At 67.1% G+C, this 21,297-nt stretch carries 19 protein-coding genes, 1 tRNA gene and 1 riboswitch; of the genes, 11 read left to right on the top strand and 9 right to left on the bottom strand.

Annotated elements, in window-relative coordinates; genetic code table 11:
- Positions 1-40 precede the first annotated feature (40 nt).
- The 5 genes from SD37_RS05620 (at position 41) to SD37_RS05600 (ending at position 5,418) form a co-directional block, all read left to right on the top strand.
- Positions 41-112, top strand: a tRNA-Gln gene (locus SD37_RS05620).
- 43 nt (positions 113-155) lie between these two features.
- Entirely contained in the window at positions 156-1,910 is a 1,755-nt protein-coding gene (locus SD37_RS05615) for a GGDEF domain-containing protein (protein ID WP_044852146.1), read from the top strand.
- A gap of 44 nt (positions 1,911-1,954) precedes the next feature.
- Complete coding sequence (gene glmU / locus SD37_RS05610; protein ID WP_044852145.1) at positions 1,955-3,442, top strand: bifunctional UDP-N-acetylglucosamine diphosphorylase/glucosamine-1-phosphate N-acetyltransferase GlmU; 1,488 nt, start codon at positions 1,955-1,957, stop codon at positions 3,440-3,442.
- On the top strand, positions 3,439-4,419 hold the full coding sequence (locus tag SD37_RS05605) for a ribose-phosphate diphosphokinase (RefSeq protein WP_037317339.1): 981 nt from the start codon (positions 3,439-3,441) through the stop codon (positions 4,417-4,419). The genes glmU and SD37_RS05605 overlap by 4 nt, the downstream gene beginning before the upstream one ends.
- Positions 4,420-4,548: 129 nt before the next feature.
- Complete coding sequence (locus tag SD37_RS05600) at positions 4,549-5,418, top strand: TIGR03621 family F420-dependent LLM class oxidoreductase (RefSeq protein ID WP_044852144.1); 870 nt, start codon at positions 4,549-4,551, stop codon at positions 5,416-5,418.
- On the opposite strand, the gene SD37_RS05595 is transcribed toward SD37_RS05600, so the two are convergent.
- On the bottom strand, positions 5,412-6,029 hold the full coding sequence (locus SD37_RS05595) for an NAD(P)-dependent oxidoreductase (protein WP_044852143.1): 618 nt from the start codon (positions 6,027-6,029) through the stop codon (positions 5,412-5,414). The genes SD37_RS05600 and SD37_RS05595 overlap by 7 nt on opposite strands.
- 94 nt (positions 6,030-6,123) lie before the next feature.
- Positions 6,124-7,245 carry a hypothetical protein gene (locus SD37_RS05590; RefSeq protein ID WP_083254885.1) on the bottom strand — a complete coding sequence of 374 codons (1,122 nt, stop codon included), beginning with the start codon at positions 7,243-7,245 and terminating at the stop codon, positions 6,124-6,126.
- A 340-nt stretch (positions 7,246-7,585) separates the two neighbouring features.
- Here SD37_RS05590 and SD37_RS05585 point away from each other — a divergent pair, with 340 nt between their 5' ends.
- The 4 genes from SD37_RS05585 (at position 7,586) to SD37_RS05570 (ending at position 9,645) form a co-directional block, all read left to right on the top strand.
- Entirely contained in the window at positions 7,586-8,191 is a 606-nt protein-coding gene (locus SD37_RS05585) for a 50S ribosomal protein L25/general stress protein Ctc (RefSeq protein ID WP_044852762.1), read from the top strand.
- Between the two features lie 10 nt (positions 8,192-8,201).
- The gene (gene pth, locus SD37_RS05580; RefSeq protein ID WP_037317348.1) at positions 8,202-8,798 is read left to right on the top strand and encodes an aminoacyl-tRNA hydrolase; all 597 of its coding nucleotides are present in this window, start codon (positions 8,202-8,204) and stop codon (positions 8,796-8,798) included.
- Between the two features lie 158 nt (positions 8,799-8,956).
- Positions 8,957-9,316: a DivIVA domain-containing protein gene (locus SD37_RS05575; RefSeq protein WP_044852142.1), complete on the top strand. Its 360-nt coding sequence runs from the start codon at positions 8,957-8,959 to the stop codon at positions 9,314-9,316.
- Positions 9,316-9,645, top strand: coding sequence for a DivIVA domain-containing protein (locus tag SD37_RS05570; RefSeq protein ID WP_044852141.1), 330 nt, complete (start codon positions 9,316-9,318; stop codon positions 9,643-9,645). Before SD37_RS05575 ends, SD37_RS05570 begins: the two co-directional genes overlap by 1 nt.
- Before the next feature lie 61 nt (positions 9,646-9,706).
- Here the strand turns inward: SD37_RS05570 and SD37_RS05565 are convergent, their stop codons facing one another.
- The 5 genes from SD37_RS05565 to rsmA all read right to left on the bottom strand — a co-directional run bounded on the left by SD37_RS05565 (position 9,707) and on the right by rsmA (position 16,770).
- Positions 9,707-11,398 (bottom strand): fatty acyl-AMP ligase, encoded by a 1,692-nt coding sequence (locus SD37_RS05565; RefSeq protein ID WP_044852140.1) that lies wholly within the window; start codon positions 11,396-11,398, stop codon positions 9,707-9,709.
- 51 nt (positions 11,399-11,449) lie between these two features.
- Positions 11,450-13,222, bottom strand: coding sequence for an ABC-F family ATP-binding cassette domain-containing protein (locus tag SD37_RS05560; RefSeq protein ID WP_044852139.1), 1,773 nt, complete (start codon positions 13,220-13,222; stop codon positions 11,450-11,452).
- Positions 13,223-13,289: 67 nt separating this feature from the next.
- Positions 13,290-14,255: a 4-(cytidine 5'-diphospho)-2-C-methyl-D-erythritol kinase gene (locus SD37_RS05555; RefSeq protein ID WP_044852138.1), complete on the bottom strand. Its 966-nt coding sequence runs from the start codon at positions 14,253-14,255 to the stop codon at positions 13,290-13,292.
- A gap of 122 nt (positions 14,256-14,377) precedes the next feature.
- A complete protein-coding gene (locus SD37_RS05550; protein ID WP_044852761.1) occupies positions 14,378-15,388 on the bottom strand; it encodes a methionine ABC transporter ATP-binding protein in 1,011 nt (336 codons plus the stop codon).
- Positions 15,389-15,598: 210 nt separating this feature from the next.
- Positions 15,599-15,689: riboswitch (SAM riboswitch) on the bottom strand.
- Positions 15,690-15,933: 244 nt separating this feature from the next.
- Positions 15,934-16,770 carry a 16S rRNA (adenine(1518)-N(6)/adenine(1519)-N(6))-dimethyltransferase RsmA gene (rsmA, locus tag SD37_RS05545; protein WP_044852137.1) on the bottom strand — a complete coding sequence of 279 codons (837 nt, stop codon included), beginning with the start codon at positions 16,768-16,770 and terminating at the stop codon, positions 15,934-15,936.
- 40 nt (positions 16,771-16,810) lie between these two features.
- On the opposite strand from rsmA, the gene SD37_RS05540 reads away from it, so the two are divergent.
- Together SD37_RS05540 and SD37_RS41830 are read left to right on the top strand one after the other, a co-directional pair.
- Positions 16,811-17,416, top strand: a complete 606-nt coding sequence (locus SD37_RS05540; protein ID WP_052674993.1) for a GNAT family N-acetyltransferase — start codon at positions 16,811-16,813, stop codon at positions 17,414-17,416.
- 126 nt (positions 17,417-17,542) lie between these two features.
- Positions 17,543-18,607 (top strand): DUF222 domain-containing protein, encoded by a 1,065-nt coding sequence (locus SD37_RS41830; RefSeq protein ID WP_083254883.1) that lies wholly within the window; start codon positions 17,543-17,545, stop codon positions 18,605-18,607.
- A 59-nt stretch (positions 18,608-18,666) separates the two neighbouring features.
- On the opposite strand, the gene SD37_RS05535 is transcribed toward SD37_RS41830, so the two are convergent.
- Both SD37_RS05535 and SD37_RS05530 read right to left on the bottom strand, forming a co-directional pair.
- The gene (locus SD37_RS05535) at positions 18,667-20,043 is read right to left on the bottom strand and encodes a resuscitation-promoting factor (protein WP_044852136.1); all 1,377 of its coding nucleotides are present in this window, start codon (positions 20,041-20,043) and stop codon (positions 18,667-18,669) included.
- Positions 20,044-20,456: 413 nt separating this feature from the next.
- Positions 20,457-21,293 (bottom strand): TatD family hydrolase, encoded by an 837-nt coding sequence (locus SD37_RS05530; protein ID WP_044852135.1) that lies wholly within the window; start codon positions 21,291-21,293, stop codon positions 20,457-20,459.
- Positions 21,294-21,297 lie beyond the last annotated feature (4 nt).

Below are 21,297 nucleotides of genomic sequence, written 5' to 3'. Positions count from 1 at the left end.
GCGCGGGCGTCTCCGGCATGGCTATCCTGACCAGGATCGATCCGCCGTAGTGTAATCGGCAGCACTTCAGATTTTGGTTCTGACAGTTCAGGTTCGAATCCTGGCGGCGGAGCAGACGAACAGATGACCAGCGGCGTTTTCAACGGTGGGGGTGTGTGCGGCTGACCGAGGACGCGATCGACCCGACGACCAGCAGGCGGCCGGCGCTTGCGGAGATGTCCGACGCCTGGCTCTACGGTCGCGCGCGCGAACTCGGTGCGGCCATCCAGCGCGTCGGTTTCACCGAACAGCTGGACATCGTCACCAGCCTCGACGAACTCCTCGACGAGACACAGCGCCGCGGCGAACCCCTGCTGGTCGCCCAGTTGCTGCGGTACTCCGCGATGGCCAGGCTGGTCACCCGCGGTCTCGCCGCCGAAGCCGAACCCAGGCTCGACGAGATGCTCGCGCACACCAGGCGGCACGGTCTCGCGCTGATGCGGGCCGACGCCCACGCCATGCGCGGTCGCCGTCTGGTGATCGCCAAGCAGGAGGACGCCGCCCTCACCGAGATCGCCAGGGCGCTGGCCATCCTCGACGACTCCGCGGTCCCGGACCGCCAGGTCGGCAGGCGCAACTGGGACCGGATGCTGTCCACGACCCTGGTCGACTGCTGGCTGGTGCTGAACCAGCTGGGCGTCTACGAGGCGGCCGAAGAGGCCATCGCCCGCGCCGCGCAGGCGATCCGCGACAGCGCGAGCCCGCACGAGATCGCACTCCAGCTGATCAACCGGGTCAAGATGCTGCTGGGCTGGGGCCTGCGGCTCGAACGCATCGAGCGGTACGACGAGGGAGCGGACAAGTTCCGCACCGCGGCGTCGATGGCGCAGGCCGCCGAAGGCCCGTTCACCGAGTCGCTGTTCCCGCGCAAGGCCGGGGTGCCCGCGATCGACCAGGTCGGCGTGCTCGCCGCGGCCGCCGCACTGGCGTCACCCGATTCGTCGCATATCGAACGGCTGCACGGGCTGCTGCATCCGGAGCTGGTCTTCCCGCACGAACGCGAGATCATCGCCATCGCGCTGGCCCGCTGCCTGGACAACTCCGGTCGCCGCGAGGACGCGCTGCAGGTGCTCAAAGAGGTTCGCGAGGACAACGAAGAGGGCTCGCTGCCGTCGATGCGCCTGAACCTCGCCCGGGAGCTGGCCCGGCTCGACACCACGCCCGACTACGCGTCCGGCGCGAGCCAGTCGCTGATCGACTACGCGACCATCCTGGAAGCGGAGATGTGGTCGCTGCGGGAATCGCAGATCGCCACGCTCAACGCGCGCCGGGAGCACGAACGCCTGTCCGCCGAGCACGGCGCGATCACCCAGCAGGCCCTGCAGGATCCGCTCACCGGCCTGCCGAACCGGCGCGCGCTCGACGAAAAGCTGCGTTCGCTGGCGTCGTCCGCGGACGCCCAACCGCTCGCGGTCGCCCTGGTCGACCTCGACGGCTTCAAGGACGTCAACGACAAGCAGTCGCACGCCGAGGGTGACAACGTGCTCCGTGTCATCGCGAGCACGCTGCGCGACGCCCTGCGCGGCGACGATGTCGTCGCCCGGTACGGCGGCGACGAGTTCATCGTGCTCCTACCTGGGGCTCCGGCCTCGGCGGCGAAACAGGCGCTGGGTCGTTCTGTGAATGCCGTCGCATCTCTGCCACACCATCTTTCGCACGGCGTCACCCTCTCCGTCGGCCTCGTTTCGCTCCGCCCGCAAGAACGGGCCGAGCAGGTGCTGGCGCGCGCCGATGCGGCCATGTACCAGGCGAAACGCGGCGGCGGGAACCAGGTTTCGTCGGTGAACTCGATGGCCGTCGATCCGGTGACCGGATGGCCCGGCGAGGATGCTCCGACCGACCCCGCGTGGGACGCCGAGCACCCCACGTAGGATCAATGCCCGACAACCACCGTTGGTGAAATGTTGGGAGCGCCGTGACCGGCCCGCTGAGCACGTTGATCCTCGCCGCGGGTGAGGGCACCCGCATGCGTTCGTCCACCCCGAAGGTGCTGCACCCGATCGCCGGCCGTCCTCTGGTCGAGCACGCGGTGCGGGCCGCCGCGGGGCTGAACCCGGAACACCTGGTCGTGGTCATCGGCCATGGTCGCGACTCGGTCGGCGCACGGCTCGCGGAGGTCGGCGAGGCGCTCGGCCGCGAGGTCGTCACCGCCGTCCAGGAGGAGCAGAAGGGCACCGGCCACGCCGTCTCGTGCGCCCTCTCGGCGCTGCCGGACGGACTGACCGGCACCGTCGTCGTCAGCTACGGCGACGTCCCGCTGCTCGACACCGAAACGCTCGGTTCCCTGGTCGCCGAGCACAACTCCACCGGAAACGCGGTCACCGTGCTGACCGCGGTCGTCGCGGACCCGACGGGTTACGGCCGGATCATCCGGGACGAGAACGGCGTCGTCACCTCGATCGTCGAGCAGAAGGACGCCACCCCCGAACAGCACGAAATCGCCGAAATCAACTCCGGCGTCTACGCCTTCGACGCTTCGGTGCTGGTCGACGGGCTCTCGAAGCTGTCGACCGACAACGCACAGGGCGAGCTCTACCTCACCGACGTCCTCGGTATCGCCCGCGGCGACGGCAAGGGTGTCGGCGCGCTGGTCATCGACGACCCGTGGGTGACCGAAGGCGTCAACGACCGCGTGCAGCTCTCCGTGCTCGGTGCGGAACTGAACCGCCGGATCGTCCGCGGCTGGCAGCGGGCGGGCGTCACCGTCGTCGATCCGTCGAGCACCTGGATCGACGCGGGCGTGACCCTCTCGCGCGATGTCGTCATCGAACCCGGCGTCCAGCTCAAGGGTTCGACGTCGGTCGGCGAAGGTGCCCAGATCGGCCCGGACAGCACGCTGGAAAACGTCTCCGTCGGCGCGGGCGCGTCCGTGGTGCGGACCCACGGTTCGGATTCGGAACTGGGCGACGGCGTGAAGGTCGGCCCGTTCACCTACCTGCGGCCCGGCTCGAAGCTGGGGACCAAGGGCAAGCTCGGCGCCTTCGTCGAGACGAAGAACGCGGACATCGGCGCCGGGACGAAGGTTCCGCACCTGACCTACGTCGGCGACGCGACCATCGGCGAGAACAGCAACATCGGTTGTTCCAGCGTCTTCGTCAACTACGACGGCGTGAACAAGCACCACACCACGATCGGCTCCCATGTGCGGCTCGGCGCGGACAACACGTTCGTCGCCCCGGTGACCATCGGCGATGGCGCTTACAGTGGGGCAGGCACCGTGATCAGGCAGGACGTGCCCCCGGGCGCGCTCGCCGTGTCGACCGGGCCGCAGCGCAACATCGAAGACTGGGTGTCCCGGCGCAGGCCGGGTACACCCGCGGCGGAAGCAGCTTCCGCCGCGAAGCAGGACACCACCGCCGTGTCCGATTCAAATAAGGGAAACGACGGGGAGTCGCCAGCATGAGTTCGAAGTCCGGCACACCGAAGAAGAACCTGATGCTCTTTTCCGGGCGCGCGCACCCGGAACTCGCGGAGGAGGTGGCCAAGCACCTCAACGTGGCGGTCGTCCCGCAGACCGCGCACAACTTCGCCAACGGGGAGATCTTCGTCCGGTTCAACGAATCGGTGCGCGGGACCGACGCGTTCGTGATCCAGAGCCACCCGGCGCCCATCAACGAGTGGGTGATGGAGCAGCTGATCATGGTGGACGCCCTCAAGCGGGCGAGCGCCAAGCGGATCACCGTGATCATGCCGTTCTACCCGTACGCGCGGCAGGACAAGAAGCACAAGGGCCGCGAGCCGATCTCCGCGCGCCTGATCGCGGACCTGTTCAAGACCGCGGGTGCCGACCGGATCATGACGGTCGACCTGCACACCGCGCAGATCCAGGGCTTCTTCGACGGCCCTGTCGACCACCTGCTCGCGCAGAACGTGCTGGCCGCGCACATCAACAAGACCTACCACGGCGAGAACATCACCGTCGTCTCGCCGGACTCGGGCCGCGTGCGGCTGGCGGAGAAGTGGGCCGCGCAGCTGGGTGACCGGCCGATCGCGTTCATCCACAAGACCCGCGACCCGGACAAGCCGAACCAGGCCGTCGCGAACCGCGTCGTCGGCAAGGTCCGCGGTCAGCTGTGCGTGCTGATCGACGACATGATCGACACCGGCGGCACGATCGTGAAGGCCACCGAGGCCCTGCTCGACGAAGGCGCCGCCGACGTCGTCATCGCCTCGACCCACGGCATCCTGTCCGACCCCGCCACCGAGCGGCTGTCGAACTGCAAGGCGCGCGAAGTGATCGTCACCAACACGCTGCCGATCCCCGAGGAGAAGCGGTTCCCGGGCCTGACCGTGCTGTCCATCGCGCCGCTGCTGGCGCAGGCGATCCAGCAGGTCTTCGAGGACGGGTCGGTCACGTCCCTCTTCGACGGCAACGCCTGATCGCAGCGAAGCAAGGGACCTTTGCTATCGCTCTCTCCCGGAGAGTGACAGCAAAGGTCCCTTGCTTCGTTTTCGGCTCCTCGCGAAACGGGACGCGCCCAGCCACCCCGCATGGCTAGGTTGCCGTTCATGGGGAAATTCAAGTTCGGCGTGAACCTGTGGGGCGCCGAGAGCCGCGCGGACTGGATCAAGAAGTGCCACCGCGTCGAGGCCCTCGGCTACGACGTCATCTCCGTGCCGGACCACCTCGGCCCAGGACGGAACGCGCCTTTCCCGGCGTTGACGATGGCGGCCGCGGTGACCCAGCGTCCGCGCGTAGGCACCCTCGTCTCCAACGTGCCCTTCTACAACTTCGCGCTCTTCGCCCGCGAAGTCGCGACGACGGTGAAGATGACCGGCGACCGTCTGGACCTCGGGCTCGGTTCCGGCCACATGAAATCGGAATTCGACGACGCCGGCCTGCCGTGGATTCCCGCCAAAGAACGCATCGAGTACCTCGCCGAGAGCCTCGGCCACCTGCGCGAACACTTCGCGAGCGAAGGGGTCACGCCTCCACCGCTGCTCCTCGCGGGCAACAGCGACGGCGTCCTGTCCCTCGCCGCCCGCGAAGCCGATATAGCCGGCTTCGCGGGCCTTCGCCAAGCACCGGGAAAACCGCCGGGCACGTTCCGTCTCGACGACGCCGAGCGCATGGACGAACGCGTCGCCTTCTTCCGCTCACACGCGAACGGCCGAGAACCCGAAATGAACATGCTCGTCCAGCGAGTCGTCGTCACGGACGACAGACGCGCCGCCGCCGAGTCCTGGCGTGACCAGGACGACGACGGCCTCGACGTGGACAGGCTGCTCGAAACGCCACAATTGCTGTTCGGGACCGTCGGCGAGATCGTCCGGCAGCTCCAAGAGCGTCGCGAAAGGTACGGCTTCTCCTACATCACGGTGTTCGAACCGATGCTGGAAGTGTTCGCGCCGATCGTGAAGAAACTGTCCGGTCAGTAAGCGACGCAGAAACGCTGACGGCGGCGCTCCGGCTTGTCGATCTCGTCGACGAAGGCGATCGCGTAGTCGGCGCCGCTGATCTTCGAATCGCCGTTTTCGTCGGTCAGGAGCACGTCACTCCCGAGCCGGAATTCGCCGGTTCGCTCGCCCTCGGCCCACGCGCCGAACTCGGCGGCCGGGCTGAGGTAGAACCAGTCGATGTCCTCGGGAAGCTCGCGGAACGCTTCCAGCACCTTGGCGTGAGACCCCGCTTCACCCTTGTACTCGTCCGGGAACTCGGGGGTGTCGATCAGCCGCGGTCCACCCTCGGCCACGTGCAGGCTCCCGGCGCCGCCGACCACGCCGATCCGGGCGCCGTTGTCCTTCGCGACGCGGGCGATCGAGGGCACCGCGTCCAGCAGACCGCTCTGCCCGTGAACCGCGATCACCAGGACGTCGGCGCCCTTGGCGACTTCGGCCAGGAACGCCTCGTCGTACAGCGACCCCGCGCGGGTCCCCTCGCCTTCGGCGTTCCTCGAAACCGCCAGCACCTCATGCCCACGGCCACGCGCTTCGGCGGTGATCTTCCCGCCCGCGTACCCGGTTCCTCCGAACACGACCAGCTTCGCCATCACGTTTCTCCTTAGATCGGTGTCGACACCGATGCTAAGAACGCAAGATCGGCTACTTCAACGTATGCAACGCACCCCGAGGTGAGTATGCAGGTCAACCGCCCAGCGCGGCGAACTCGGACTTGAGCTTTTCGCGTACTCCGTTCACGTCGACCGGAGCCCGGACCTCACCGCGGGCCGACGGCTTCGCCTGGACCTGATAGCTCGCGTTCCGATTCGGCAGCCTGAACTTGACCTCGCAGGTCATGCTCGTCGTGGTGTCCGGCGCCGCGTTGGCGTCCGCCGTGCAGGTCTGGGCCCCGAGGGACTGGGCGCTGAACTCGACGGTCAGCATCAGGTGCACGGGCGTCCCGCTCGCGCCACCGATCACGGTGTTGGCGACGTCGATGGTCGCCCGGCAGGTGCCGACGTAATCCGTGCAGTCGAGTTTGTCGTTGACCACGCTGACGCTGACCTGGGTGAGCGCGTCGAACGGCTGCCCGATCCCGCCGATCGCGCCGTCGAGATCGGTCTGGAGCTTTTTGAGCGCGTCCCCCGTGAGCGGCTCGACCCGCATCTCGGCGCCGAGCGTCTTGCCGCCCGCCGCGTCGATGAGGGAAGGCGCGAAACTGATCACGCGGTGCGGCGCCGCGGTGGTCACCCGCAGCGCGCCGAGCCCGCTGCCGACGTCGTAGACCTCGGTACCGTCGGGCAACTTCGACCGCACCGGATCGGTCAGCCGGTTCATGGCGGACACCGCGGTCCGAAGCGTCGACGCGGCCTTACGCGGGTTGAGCACCTCGACGGCGTTCACCGGGAGGTCGCTGCTGTCGGTGCGGACCCAGTTGGTGCCGTACTGGTCGCTGTTGCCCAGGCCGTGCGCCTTCCAGTACTCCGGCGTCGCCGAGAGGTACAGCTGCTTGTCGGCCGCGACCACGTTGATGGCCTGGCCATCGACCGGCAGCGCACCGTGCGCGCTGCCGTTGCGCGTGATCCGGAACTGCAATTCGGCGGGTTTGCCGACGGCATCCTTGATTGTCGACTTGTAGACAACGACAGGCGCCTGTTCAAGCGCCTTCAACGCGCTCTCGACGGCGCCGCGCTGCTCCGCGCGCCGGTCCACCCGCTGCTGCTCGGCGGGCGAGATCCCCGCCGCCCCGTCGATCGCGACGTCGCAACCGGCCACGAGGCAGCACAAGACGGCGACCGCGCCGATCCTCAACCGTCGTGCCGGCATTTCGCCCCCTGTGTCTCGCGTGCGAAGAGATCACACCTTAGGAAAGGGGTCGCGCACCACCGCATCCGCGGGTTCCCGAAGCAGCTGTCACCGACTTGTCACCTGAACGAGCCACCCGGCGGGACCCCCGCGCGACCGGTTGGTCTACACTTTCCCGGTCTCGGCGAGGCGGGTTCCGTGAGCACCTGGTGCCCGACGTGATCGACGCGGCGGCTTGAGTGGCCACACGCGGTCGAGCACGCCTGTGGAATTCGCCGCCGAACACCAGAACCGCCCCGAACCATCCCCACCTCAGCATGCTTTAGCTGAACATGTTGGTGAATTGAAGGAGTGCTACACCGTGTCCGAGGTACGTCTGTCCGTCGAGCCCCGCACCGAATTCGGCAAGGGTGCCGCGCGCCGCACGCGTCGCGCCGGCAAGATCCCCGCGGTGCTGTACGGGCACGGCTCGGACCCGCGCCACTACGCCCTGCCCGCCATCGAGTTCGCCCGCGTCGTGCGTGAGAACGGCAGCAACGCCGTCATCACCCTCGACCTCGAGGGCAAGAGCGAGCTGGCGCTGACGAAGACCATCGTCGTCCACCCGCTGAAGAACTACATCGAGCACGTCGACCTGCTGGTCGTCATCCGCGGCGAGAAGGTCACCGTCGACATCCCCGTCGTCGTCACCGGCACCCCCGGCCCGGGCACCCTGGTCACCACCGACCTCGACGCCATCCAGATCGAGGTCGAGGCGCTGCACATCCCCGAGCAGGTCGAGGTCTCGGTCGAGGGCGTCGTCGCCGGCACCCAGATCAACGCCTCGGACGTCGTCCTGCCGAAGGGCGCTTCCCTGGTCACCGACCCGGACGCCCTGGTCGTCGCCGTGAACGAGGCGCCGTCCGAATCCGCGCTCGAGGGCGACGAGGGCGAGGCGGAGGAGACCTCCGCCGAGGCCGCCGAATAAAGTCACTCGTGTGACCGAAGCAGTACTTCCCGGGGCCGGCGAGCAGATTCTGCTCGCCGGCCTCGGCAATCCCGGGCCCCAGTACGCGGGCAACCGGCACAACGTCGGCTTCATGGTGCTCGACGAACTCGCCGGCCGCGTCGGCGGCAAGTTCAAAGCCCACAAGAGCGGTGCCGAGGTACTCGAAGGCAGGCTCGCGGGGCAGCGAGTGGTCCTGGCCAAGCCGCGCTCGTACATGAACCTCTCGGGCGGCCCTGTCGTGGGCGTGGCCCGGTTCTACAAGATCCCGCCGGCCGGTGTCGTGGTCGTCCACGACGAGCTCGACGTCGATTTCGGTGCGCTCAAGATGAAGCTGGGCGGCGGCGACAACGGACACAACGGTCTCCGCTCGATCACCAAATCTCTCGGCACGAAGGACTACTACCGCGTCCGTTTCGGTGTCGGACGCCCTCCGGGACGACAGGATCCGGCGGATTTCGTACTGAAAGACTTCTCGACGGTCGAGCGTAAAGAGCTCGCTTTCGAGATCGATCGTTGCGCCGACGCCGTTGAAGCGCTTATCAGCACGGGGCTCGCGGCGGCGCAGAACACCTTCCACGCTGGGTGAATCAGCTCACATGGCGGTGCGTTACCTCTCGTCACTCGAAGGCGTTTCACCACGCCCCTGATCGAGTCGTGGAATAGCGTGAGCTCTTCCGGGGAACTCTCAAACCCGTTAGGACGGAATGCGGAGATCGCATTCCCCACCGAACCGGAGAGAGTTTCATGTCGTTTACGGCCGAAGACATCACCGGCGCCAGTTTCCCGAACGCCCCGATCGGGCGGCGCGGATACGCCAAACACGAGGTTGACGCGTTCCTTCAGCGAATCGCGGACACCATCTCGGACCGGGACGACCTGACGGCGGCCGAGGTCCATCACGTCATGTTCTCGCGCCCGTTGATCGGGAAGCGCGGCTACGACGAACGCGACGTCGACGAGTTCCTCGACAAGGTCGAAGAACAGCTCGCTCACAGGACCGGACAGCAGGTGCTCGGAGTTCCCGGCGCCCGCGAAGAGGACCAGTTGACCGCCGAACGCGCCGTTCCGGACCGCGGCCCCGTCGAGTTCCTCCAGGAGCGCTAGTGCCCGTCACCGCGTTCGAGGCAAGAACCCGGCAGTTCGACCGGGCACCCATCGGCGCCCGGGGTTACCACGAACCCGCGGTCGACGCCTTCCTCGAACGTGTCGCGGCGACCCTCGACGGCGAAGACGACCTGTCGGTTTCGGACGTCCACAACGTGGCGTTCGCCAAAGCGCCGCTTTCGAAACGAGGCTACGACCCGGCGGCCGTAGACGCGTTCCTGCGGGACGTCGAAGGCACGCTTGCCGGGCTCTCCCAGTCCGCCGGCTACCACATCGCGCCGGCCTTGGAACACACCCACACCCGCAAGCCGCTCTGGCGGCGCCGCTGACGCACGGGAGGTGCAGCGAGAGGGCCGGGTCCGCGATGTTCGCGGACCCGGCCCTCTCGTGTCAGCTGGTGGCCGCGTTCTTGGCGATCTTGTCCGCGAACTGGATGGCGGTCGCGGCCCGCTTCACCTTGCCCGAAGGCGTCTTGGGCAGACTTCCCGCAGGAAGCACGACGACCGCGAACGGCCGCATATCGACGGCGTCGCGCACCTTGGCCGCGACCTCCTTCGCCAGCGCCTTCTCGGTGTCAGGATCCCCGGCGAGTTTCGATTCGACGACGACGGCGAACCGCTCCCGGCGGCTGCCCGCGTCGATCCGCACGGCCACGGCGTTCCCCGCCCGCACCCCTTCGACCGACGTGGCCGCCCGTTCGATATCGGTCGGATACAGGTTCCGGCCGCCCATGATGATGACGTCCTTGCGACGACCGCAGATCACGATCATGCCGTCGACCAGGTAACCGAGGTCACCGGTGAGCAGCCAGCCGTTCTCGTCCTGTGTCGCGAGCGGACCTTCCATCGTCAGGTAGCCCGGCGTCACGGCCTCGCCGCGCAAGCGGATCTCCCCGACCTGGCGCTCACCGAGAACAGTGCCCTTGTCGTCGACGATCTCGGCCTCGAGCCCATCGAGCGGTGGCCCGAGCACGGCGAAGGAGCGGACCTCATCGGTCCCGCGCCGCGGGTCGTCCTCCGGCACCGGCACCGCCCGGTTGTCCGTTTCGAGCGCGTCGGCTTCGACAACGTCCAGCGTCAGCCCGGTGAACAACGGCGCGAACGAAACCGCGAGAGTCGCCTCCGCCATGCCGTAGGCCGGGAAAACACATTCGGCGGGCATCTTGAACCGCGCCCCCGCCTCGACGAACGCCCGTACGGCCGTTTCGTCGATCGGTTCGGCGCCGTTCAGTGCGATCCGAAGCTTCGAGAGGTCGTACGCGTTGTCGTCCTCGACGCGCGCCATGCGCCTGCCCACGATCGCGTACGCGAAGTTCGGCGCGGCAGTGGTCGTCCCGTTGTACTTGCTGATCAGCTGCGGCCAGATCAACGGCCCCGACAAGAACTCGAGCGGCGTGATCTTGACGAGCTCGACGCCGAACGTCATGGGAACGGTCAGGAAGCCGACCATTCCCATGTCGTGGAAGGTAGGCAGCCACGAAACCATCACGTCGACGTCGAAATCGAACTCGGCGCGGTCGACCATCGCCTTGACGTTCGAGTACAGGTTTCCGTAGGTGATCTGAACGGCCTTCGGATCGGCCGTCGACCCACTGGTCAGCTGCAGGAGCGCGGTGTCGGACTCGGCTGTCGGAACGGCCTCGGTCAGGGGTTCGGCCTCAAGCAGTTCGGTGATCACCCGGAAGGCGATCCCATGCTCGGTGAGCACCGGCGCCAGCTGATCGAACGGCTCACCGAGCAGGACGAGACCGGACCCGATCATCCGCAGTACGCGAACGGTGTCCTCGGCCCACTCGGCCAGATCGGTGCGCTGGGTCGGCTGGTGCAGCATCGTCACGCTGCCGCCGGCGAGCCACACGGCCTGAACCGTCGGCGCGATCAGCGATGGCGCTCCCGCCAGGACCGCCACCGCTTTGCCTGGCTCCAGCCCTCCGGCGACCAGGCCCCCGGCCACCCGCATGGCCTGCTCGTGAATCTCGGCCCAGGTACGCCGAACCGGCTCCTTGGGCTCACCTGTGACCATTCCTCGCTGCTGACCTCGCCCCGCCGCGGTGGCGACGAGCGTGTCCACGAACCGACTCATGCGCGTCACAGTACTGTCCGCCCGAGAACGACCGCTCGCCGTCGAGTGAACTCACTCGATCGCTTCGGAGGTCTCGAGCCACTGGGCCTCGACCTCCTCCTTCTCCGTTTCGACGGCTTTCAGTTCAGTGTTGAGCTCGATGAGCTTCGCCGGATCGGTCGCGGCCGCGAGCAGCGCCGCGTGCAGCTTGCCTTCCTTGGCGTGCAACTGGTCGAGCTTGCGCTCGAGGCGGGAGAGTTCCTTCTGCGCCGCCCGCTGTTCCGCGGCGCTCTTCTTGGGCTCGGAAGGCTGTCCGTTGCCCGATTTCCGGTCGGCACCGGCCTTCGCCAGGCTCTTGGTCCGCCGATCGAGATACTCCTCGATGCCGCCCGGCAAATGGGTCACGTGCCCATCTCCGAACAGGGCGACGATGGTGTCGCAGACGCGTTCCACGAGGTACCGGTCGTGCGAAACGACGACAAGGCTGCCCGGCCACGAATCGAGCAAGTCTTCCAGCTGCTGCAAAGTGTCGATATCGAGGTCGTTCGTCGGTTCGTCGAGCAGCAGCACGTTGGGTTCGGCCATCAGCAGCCGGCACAACTGCAGGCGGCGTCGTTCACCACCGGACAGGTCTTCGACCGGTGTCCACTGCCTCGACGCCGGGAACCCCAGCTTTTCGGCCAGCTGCGACGCGGAAAGCTCCTGCTTGCCGAACACGACCCTTCCGGAGACCTCCTCGATCGCCTGGAGGACGCGAAGGTCGCCCGGCAGATCATCGAGCTCCTGCCGTAGGTGCGCGAGACTGACGGTCTTCCCCTCGATGCGGCGCCCCGTCTCGGGCTCCGTGTCACCGCCGAGCAGCTTGAGCAACGTCGTCTTACCCGACCCGTTGACACCGACCAGCCCGATCCGGTCACCGGGCCCGATCCGCCACGTGACGTGGTCGAGCAAGGTGCGGTCGCCGGCGGTCAGGGTGGCGTCCTCGACTTCCAGTACGGTCTTCCCCAGCCGTCGCCGCGCGAACGCCTGCAGTTCGACCGAGTCGCGCGGCTCCGGGACGTCGGAGATCAGGGCCTCGGCGGCTTCGACGCGGTAGCGCGGCTTCGAAGTCCTTGCCTGTGGACCGCGACGTAGCCACGCGAGTTCTTTGCGCGCCAGGTTCTGCCGCTTCTCCTCGGCCGTCGCCGCCAACCTCGCCCGTTCCGCCCGCGCGAAGATCCAGTCCGCGTAGCCACCTTCGTACTGTTCCACGCGACCGTTGGCGACCTCCCAGGTCACACTTGCGACGGTGTCGAGAAACCACCGGTCGTGAGTGACGACCACGACGGCGATCTTGCGGTTGAGCAGGTGGTCCGCCAGCCACCGCACACCTTCGACGTCCAGGTGGTTCGTCGGCTCGTCGAGGACCACGAGGTCCAGCTCGCCGGTGAGAGCCGCGGCCAGCGCGACTCGACGCCGTTCACCGCCGGACAGGTTCTTCGTCGGTGTGTCGACACCGAGAGCGGTGATCCCCAGACCATCCATAATGGACCTGACTCGCGCGTCGGCCGCCCATTCGTGCTCCGCGCCGTATCGTTCCAACACGACGTCGCCGATGGTGCTGCCGCCGGGAAGTTCGGTTCGCTGGGTGACGACGGCCATCCGCAAGCCGCGGACGTGACTCACCCGTCCCGTGTCCGGCTCGCTGATACCCGCGAGAACTTCCAGCAATGTCGTCTTCCCGCCCCCGTTGAGACCGACGACGCCGACGCGCTGCCCCTCCGCGACACCGAGCGAAACACCGTCGAGCAGCGGGCGCACCCCGTAGGACTTGCTCACCGACTCCAGGTTGACCAAGTTGGCCATTCCTCAGCCGATCCTTTCCGAAAAGCTTGCACCACAAGGAATTAGTCGACGTCCGGTTCGGACGTCCTCACGCATGTACTCGAGGCGGCGCCGGGCGCGGCGCGTCATCCCCACCGACCAGCCGGGCGCCGGGTACCGGCCCATGCGCGACCCGCACCGTCCGGCACACTCCCGCTCCGGACAACTCCGCGGCGACCTCGACCGCCGACTGGGCGTCCGCGCAGAGGAACGCGCAGGTCGGCCCGGACCCGGACACGGTGCCCGCGAGCGCCCCCGCGTTGACCCCCGCCCTCAACGTGCGCCGCAGGCCAGGACGCAACGAGACGGCAGCCGCCTGGAGATCGTTGCCCAGCAACAGTGCCAACTGCCTCGGATCACCGGACGCCAGCGCTTCGACCACCGGCGTATGCGAACCGATCCGCGGCGGAGTGCCCTCTTCACGCAATCTGTCCAGTTCGCCGAACACGCGAGGGGTCGAAAGACCACGCTGGTCGAACGCCAGCACCCAGTGGAAGGTATGCCGAGACAGGACCGGTACCAGTTGCTCACCCCGGCCCGTTCCCAGCGCTGTCCCGCCATAGAGAGCGAAGGGGACATCGCTGCCGAGCTTGGCGGCGATACCGGCCAGCTCATCGCGGGAGATGTCGAGCTTCCAGAGTGACGCGAGCCCGACCAGGGTCGCGGCGGCGTCAGCGCTACCGCCTGCCATCCCGCCGGCGACCGGGATGCCTTTGCGAAGTACCACGCGGACCTTGGATTCGCCGTCCGCCTTGCCCACGTGGGCCGCCAGCGCCTGCGCCGCCTTCCACGCCAGGTTGTTGGCCCCGGTCGGTACGGAACCTTCACCCTCGCCATAGACCTCGACGCCGGGGTCCTCGGTGACCGCCACGGTCACCTCGTCGGTCAGGGAAAGCGCCTGGAACACGGTCACCAGCTCGTGGTAGCCATCCGGACGTACGTCACCGACCGACAGGTGCAGGTTGACCTTGGCGGGAACCCTGACGGTGACTGGGGGCGGTACGACGGCGAGCACGAGTCAAGCCTACGTGGCCGCTCCACTTGTGCTGTCACCAGGAGAAAAGAGAACGGGACGAGTCAGACACGAGCGGGTTGTCCTGGACGAAATCCGTCCAGGACAACCCGCACGTGAAGGATTCAGGCAGCGACACCCTGCGGTCCGCGGACCGGGTGAGTCACGTGACCGCCCCGTTCGGCGATCCAGGCGAGGGCGGCATCCGCGTGCTCACCGCGCACGCCGAGGCGGAACCGGCCGACCGGCGTGTCACCGATGCGGGTCAGACCACCCCCGATGGTGGCGAGTTCGACGTCGAAGCGACCGGCGGCCTCAGGAAGCAGCGCGCCGACCGACGCGAAGCCGACAAGCACGACGTCCACCGCGCGGTCGTACTTCGAAGCCTGCGCCCGGCTGGTCTCGATCGAAGGCAGGAGCGCTTGCGCGGTCCGGCTGTTCGGGTCGGAGACCAGGTCGAGCACGGTCCCACGTTCGATGATCGCACCGGCCTCGAGAACCGCCACGTCATCGCAGACACGGCGAACCACGCTGGCGTCAGGTGTGGTGAGCAGCACGGTCACGCCGAGCTCCGCGCGCGCACGGTCGAGCACGGTCAACACCGCCCCGGACTCCTCGGGCCGCACACCCGCGGTCGGGTCGTCGGCCAGGAGCACGGACGGCCCAGCGGCCAAGGCCTTGGCGATCGCCACCCGACGCAGCTGCCCCTCGGACAACTCACCCGGTCGCTGCCCCGCGCGCGGGGTGAGTCCGACGAGGTCGAGCAGGTTGCCGACCCGGGTCCGGCGCTGCGGGCCGTCGAGGCCGAGCTGCTCGAGCGGTGACGCGATGTTGCCGGCGATGGTGCGCTCCGCGAGCAGCTCCGGCTTGGTGCTCACGACACCGACCTGGCGGCGGATCTCGCGCAGGCGGCGTCCGTCCAGGGTGCCGGTGTTGAGGCCGTCGAGCCGGACGACGCCCCGGTCAGGGCGTTCCTGCAGCCCGATGCAACGAGCGAGGGTCGACTTGCCGGAGCCCGCCGGACCGACGACTCCGAACAGCGAGCCGGCTTGGATGTCCACGCTGACGTCGCGTAGGGCGACGACGGGATTTCCGTTGAGGGGGAAGGACTTGGACAAGTTTTCGACAGTGATCACGAAAGGCTCCATGCGAATGGGGCGCCGCTTCTTTCGAGCGCGCCAACCGTCACCGATTAACCGTCCAGACCGGACGGATTTCAGAGGTAAGGGAAAGACTCAGGCAGTAACGGTGGAGCGTCGACACGCACTTACCGTGCGGCGACCTTCATCGACGACACGTCGCCTGGTCAGCAGGAGCGGGTGGGTGACCCTGTTCATTAGGCACAGCCTCCATCGGTCCTGGCGGTAGCACCTGCCCTGTGGAGGGTGGTTGCTGCGACTTCGGCGAGCCAGGTCTCTCAGTCGCTCGGGATGGCTCACTGAGTAAAACCGATCCCACTGGATGAAAGCAAGCGCGTAGGCGCAGATCACACGTCTGGTCGCGTCCATACTACAGGATCTAGTGTCCAGAATATGGGAAAGCGGTAGCGTTCCCGGCTACCCCTCGAGGCCCCTGCCTGCTAAGACAGGCTAGAGCTGCGCAAATCGAGAAGAGGGTTTACGCCGTCGTGCTGACCTGGGCCGGCATCTGCCGGGCGGTGCCCTTCATGCCCACCCGCTGGTCACTCGGCCGCTGCGGCGATACGAGCGAATTGATGAACATCCAACTGCTCGCCGCGCGCCTTGGGGTCGACACCCGCCTTCTCGAGCAACTCCCCCGCGCGTTCGGCGGAACCGGCCCATGACGCCAGCGCCGCGCGCAAAGTCTTTCGCCGCTGCGAGAAGGCGGCATCGACGACCGCGAACAGTCGCTGCCGATCCACGGACCACACCAAGTCGCCACGTTCGAAGGCGACCAATGCGGAATCCACATTCGGCACAGGCCAGAAGACCGATCGGGGCACCGCGGCGACTTTGCGCGCCTTTCCGTACCACGCCAGCTTGACGCTGGGCACGCCGTACGTCCGGCTCCCCGGCCCGGCGGCCATCCGGTCCGCGACCTCGGTCTGGACCATCACGAGACCGCTGGTCAGCGACGACAGCTCGGCGAGCAGGTGAAGCACGACGGGAACTGCGACGTTGTACGGCAGATTCGCGACAAGCGCCGTTGGCCGTTCGGGCAGGTCCTCCGCCTTGATCCGCAGCGCGTCCGCCTCGAGGACCGTCAGCCTTTCGGCCCCGCCCCGCTCGGACACCGTGTGCGGCAACCGTCCGGCCAGGACGGGATCGATCTCGACCGCGACGACCTTGGCGCCGGTCGCGAGCAGACCGAGCGTCAACGAGCCGAGCCCCGGTCCGACTTCCAGCACGACGTCGTCTTCGCCGACCCCCGAAAGGTCGACGATACGGCGCACGGTGTTCGGATCGTGCACGAAATTCTGGCCGAGCTTCTTGGTCGGACGTACGTCCAGCTCGGCCGCCAACGCCCTGATCTCCGCAGGCCCGAGCAGTTCAGTCACCTGACGATCGTAGCCAGCCCCGGTGGGCCACGATTGGCCGGTGGACAACGTCGCACTCGAAGGTGAGAAAGTCCGGCTGCGTGACTGGCGGCCGTCGGATATCCGATCGCTCCGCGACCTACTCGATCCCGCTCGGCCATGGCATAAGACGAACGGCCCGTACTTCGGCCTTCCGTCAGCCGCGGATACCGAATCGGCGGCGCTCAAGCTCACCACGGCCGAGTCGGAACGCCCCGACCCTCGCAGCAGCCTTGCGGTGACAGACCTGAGCGACGGCCGGTTGATCGGTCAGGTCAGCTGGTACTGGGAGAGCAGGCAAACCGACTGGCGACGACTGGGGCTGGCCATCTACGACGAGCGCTATTGGAACGGCGGGTTCGGCACCGAGGCCTTGCGATTGTGGACGACCTACCTGTTCTCCCGCACCGACGCACTCCGCCTGGACTTCGCCACGTTCTCGGGCAACCCGGGAATGATCGCCGTCGGACGACGGCTGGGGTTCGTCGAGGAAGGCCGGTTCCGGCGCGCTCGGCGCTGGTCTGGCGGTGTGCACGATGCCGTTGTCTATGGAGTCCTCCGTGAGGAGTGGGAGCAGATGAATGGCGCCAGGCCCCGTTCCCCCGAAGCTCCACCGCATCATCCTTAGACCGTCTCCGACGCAACCTACGTCCTCCTACGGAGTGATGGGAGCAAGTTCGGGCTGCCGGAGCGTGATCATCATCCACCCGATCGATACCGTGCACTTGTTCGAATCTGGCCCGACAATCGAGGGATGACCAGTACAAACATTCCCAACACCTTCCCGCTCAACCTGCCGGAAGGTGACCCCGATCTGCTTCTCGACGAGTTGCAGACTCGGCTACGCGAAGGGCGACGTCTGTTCGCCGAAGTCGGCCAGATCCTGGCCGAAATCGAGTCCCGTGGTGTCCGAGACCTCTACGGATTCAACTCGATAGCCGTCTTCTATGAGCATGTGGCCCGGGTCCCCCGAGCCGAGGCGAAGAGGGTGGCCGATCGAGCGCTGGCTCTCAACTCGAGACGGACGCGCGACGGGACTTCGACTCCGCCCGTCGCGCCTTTGACCGGAGCCGCGGCCGCCACGGGCGCGCTGGCCGATGGCGGCATCGACCGGATCGTCACGGTCATGAGAAGGCTGCCGGAGCACATCGCCCCGAGCGCCCGGCTCGAAGCCGAAAAGGACCTGGTCGATCTCGCCAGTGTCGCAAGACCACGCGACGTCACGATTGCCGGAACAGATGTGCTCGCGCGTCTAGCCCCTGACGACAACGACACCCACGACCCGACCCCGAGAACTCCGCGAAGCGAGTTCTGGTTGCGGCAGAAACGCACCGGTCGCTGGGACATGCGCGGCAACCTCGATTCTGAGACAGGCGCTCGTCTGAACGCGCTTCTCGTGCCGTTGGCACAACCGGCCCCGGACGGGAAAGCCGACAGCCGTACGCCGGCGGAGAGACGCGGTGACGCTTTCGCAGAGATCGTCGATCTTGCGGAGAGCAGCCCGGACGTTCCTATGCCTCGGCAGACATCAGAACCGCTCACCGAGCGGCCTGAGCCCGCGGAGCCGGTCGAGAAACCGGCGAACAGCTCAGGTACCGCCCAGCCGCGAGAACGAGGCGACCAAAGCCGGCACAGAGGCGACGACAGCGCGCGATCGGACAAGGCTCACGGCGTGGCCCACATACGACCGCCGCGCTGGTGGTTCCGTCTGTCGAGGTCAAGACCCGGCACCGAAACCTCATCGCCGGCGCTTGATCGATCAGTCGTACAGATCTCCGACAAAAACGCTACGCACTCTCAGCAGCGAAAAACGGCCTGAAGGCCACCCTGCGGGAGGAACCCACACGATGGCCTTCAGGAAAGGAGAACGATCTGGCGTCAGGCCTTCTTGCCGCAGTGCGGCCAAGCGCTGTAGCCGCCACGGTCGTCGCGCACCTTCTCGGCGACGGCAATCTGCTGGGCCTTGCTGGCCTGGTGCGGGTACGCCGCGTACTGCGAGCCGCCGTAGGCATCCCAGGTGCTCTTGTTGAACTGCAGGCCACCGTAGTAGCCGTTACCGGTGTTGGCGGCCCAGTTCCCGGTCGACTCGCACTGCGCGATGCGGTCCCAGGCGCCGGCGTCACCGATGACCGGGTCCGCGGGCTTCTTCGTACCGACCTTGATGATCTTGGGCTTGGCCTCGGTGATGACCTCTTCGGAGACCTTCTCGCGGCCGACCTCTTTGCCATTGCGCTGGGTGACCTTGTAGGTCACGGTCTTCTGGCCAGGGGTACCCGGGTCTTCGACCTTGGTCTTGCCCTTTTCGAGCTCCGGGTCGTCGACCTTCTGCTCGGGCGGTGCGATTTCCTCGTTCTGCTTGACCATGGTGACGCCGGTCCGGCTGACGTGGACCTCGGCGCCGTCGACCAGCTTGACGTCGAGACCGCCGACGGCCTCGTCGTCCGGGCCGAGGGTCATCCGCAGCTCACCAAGGAATTCCTTGGTGGTGACCGAGTTGGTCTGGACCTTGCGCGGTTCGTTCGCGCCGTCGTAGAGCGTGACGTTCTTGAGAGTCTTGACCTCGACAGTGGCGCCCTCGAGCGGGAGTTCGCCGTTCTGCGGCATCGAGGTCCAGGTACCGGACTTCGCGAGATCGGAGCGGCCGAGCTGGTTCAGGGCCTCGCCCAGATTGGTCGCGCGAACCCAGGATTCCTGCGCTACGCCGTCGACGACCAGGTTCAGCTTGCGGCCGCGCTCCAGCTTGATGACGCCGCCGTCGCCGACCTCGGCCTGAGGCGAGGGCGAGAGCGAGTCGTGGGCGCCGACCGAAAGGCCAGCGTCTTCGAGGACCTCACCGACCGTGTCACCGAAGCTGTGAACGGTCCGCTGCTGGCCGTCGACGTCGAGCGTGACGCTCTTGTTCATCGCCATCGCGGCCGCGCCGCCACCACCGAGGGTGAGCAGCACCGCCATGACGGTTCCCTTGAGGAAACGCTTCTTCCACACGCGGGTCGAGTTCGAGATGACCTCGTCCTTGGTCGCGGCCTTCATCGGCGCGCCCGCGGTGCGGTCCTCAGCCATCTCGTCCGGAATGACGATCGGCGGGAGCATGGTGGTCTCGGCGCTGATGAGGCGGATCAGCTCGTCGACGTCGACGTCGATCTCGGCCATCAGGGCATCGGCGTCGGGGCCGAGGGCGGCCAGGACGTCCTGGTGCGTGATGCGCGGATCGTCGGAGTAGTCCAGCTCGCCGTACTGAGTGTCGCGGTCGAGCACGGCAACCGAACCGGCGGAAGCGAAGGTGTTCGTCTCTACGCCGAGGCGCGAGCCATCCTGCCTACTGCTACCAGTCACTGGGTCGTTCCCTTTCCCAAGACGTCAAGGAGCTCGACAACCGCTCCATAACGTCCTTCGTCTCGATGCGCACTTTGGCACACCTCTAGAAGTCCGACACCCGCAGCCAGCGCCATCGTCACGGTTCCAGGCCGTACCGCTCCCGGTTCCGCTTCCCCGACGTGCACTGACGTGACTGTGGGCGTAACAGCCGGAGACCGCATGAGCGGGCACCGACCGGCACGATCACGGGACAGTAACGAACCTCGCCGGGTTGCGCAAACACCGCCCGGAGTGTCGTGACGTTGGTCACTCATCAGAGTGGACCATTGATGATCACTAATGTCGCAATCCGTTCAACTGGAGGTGACTCTCGGCAAACGGAAGACCCGCTCGGCGGTCACTCGCACCGATTCGGCCACCTCATGTACAGCCTCGCCCCTGAACGAGGCGAGGTGGCGAACGGTGTAGGCGGCGCAGTAGGGCTCGTTCGGTCGCCCACGGAAAGGATGAGGTGTCAGGAACGGCGCGTCCGTTTCGACGAGGTACTGGCCGACCGGAACGATCCGTGCCGCCTCATGAAGTCCGCGGGCGTTGCGAAAGCTGACCGTTCCAGCGAACGAAAGTACGTATCCCGCGTCGATGCAACGACGAGCCACGTGCTCGTCCCCTGAGAAACAATGGAAGACGACCTGCTCGGGCGCGCCCTCTTCGTCGAGGATCCGGAGGACATCGTCGTGGGCGTCTCGATCATGGATCATCAGGGGCTTACCGATCCGCTTGGCGAGATCGATGTGCCACCGGAAGGCGTCCTGCTGTGCGTCGTGAGGCGAGTAGTCCCAGTAGTAGTCGAGGCCGGTCTCGCCGACCGCGACCACTCTGGACTCCTTCGCGAGACTCTCCACTTCGGATTTCTCGGCTTCGCCGAAATCCTTGGTACGCGTGGGATGGATCGCGACGGCGGCCCAAACCCGGGAGTCCCAAGTGGACGCCTGCGCGGCCCAGCGAGCGGCCGCGAGATCGTCCGCGACGGTGATCACCCGCGAAACACCCGCGCGTTCGGCGCGGTCGACCATGGCGGTGACATCAGCCGCGGTGACCGCGCCGCACGCGTCGAGATGGGTGTGCGCGTCCACCACCGAAACCGGCAACCTGTCCGGGATCGGTGGCAACTCCTTCTTCTCTGTGCTCATCGAC

The sequence above is a fragment of the Amycolatopsis orientalis genome (genome assembly GCF_000943515.2).
Classification (GTDB): domain Bacteria; phylum Actinomycetota; class Actinomycetes; order Mycobacteriales; family Pseudonocardiaceae; genus Amycolatopsis; species Amycolatopsis orientalis.
Note: the sequence above shows the minus strand (reverse complement) of the source record. Positions and strands in the feature narration are given on the sequence as shown.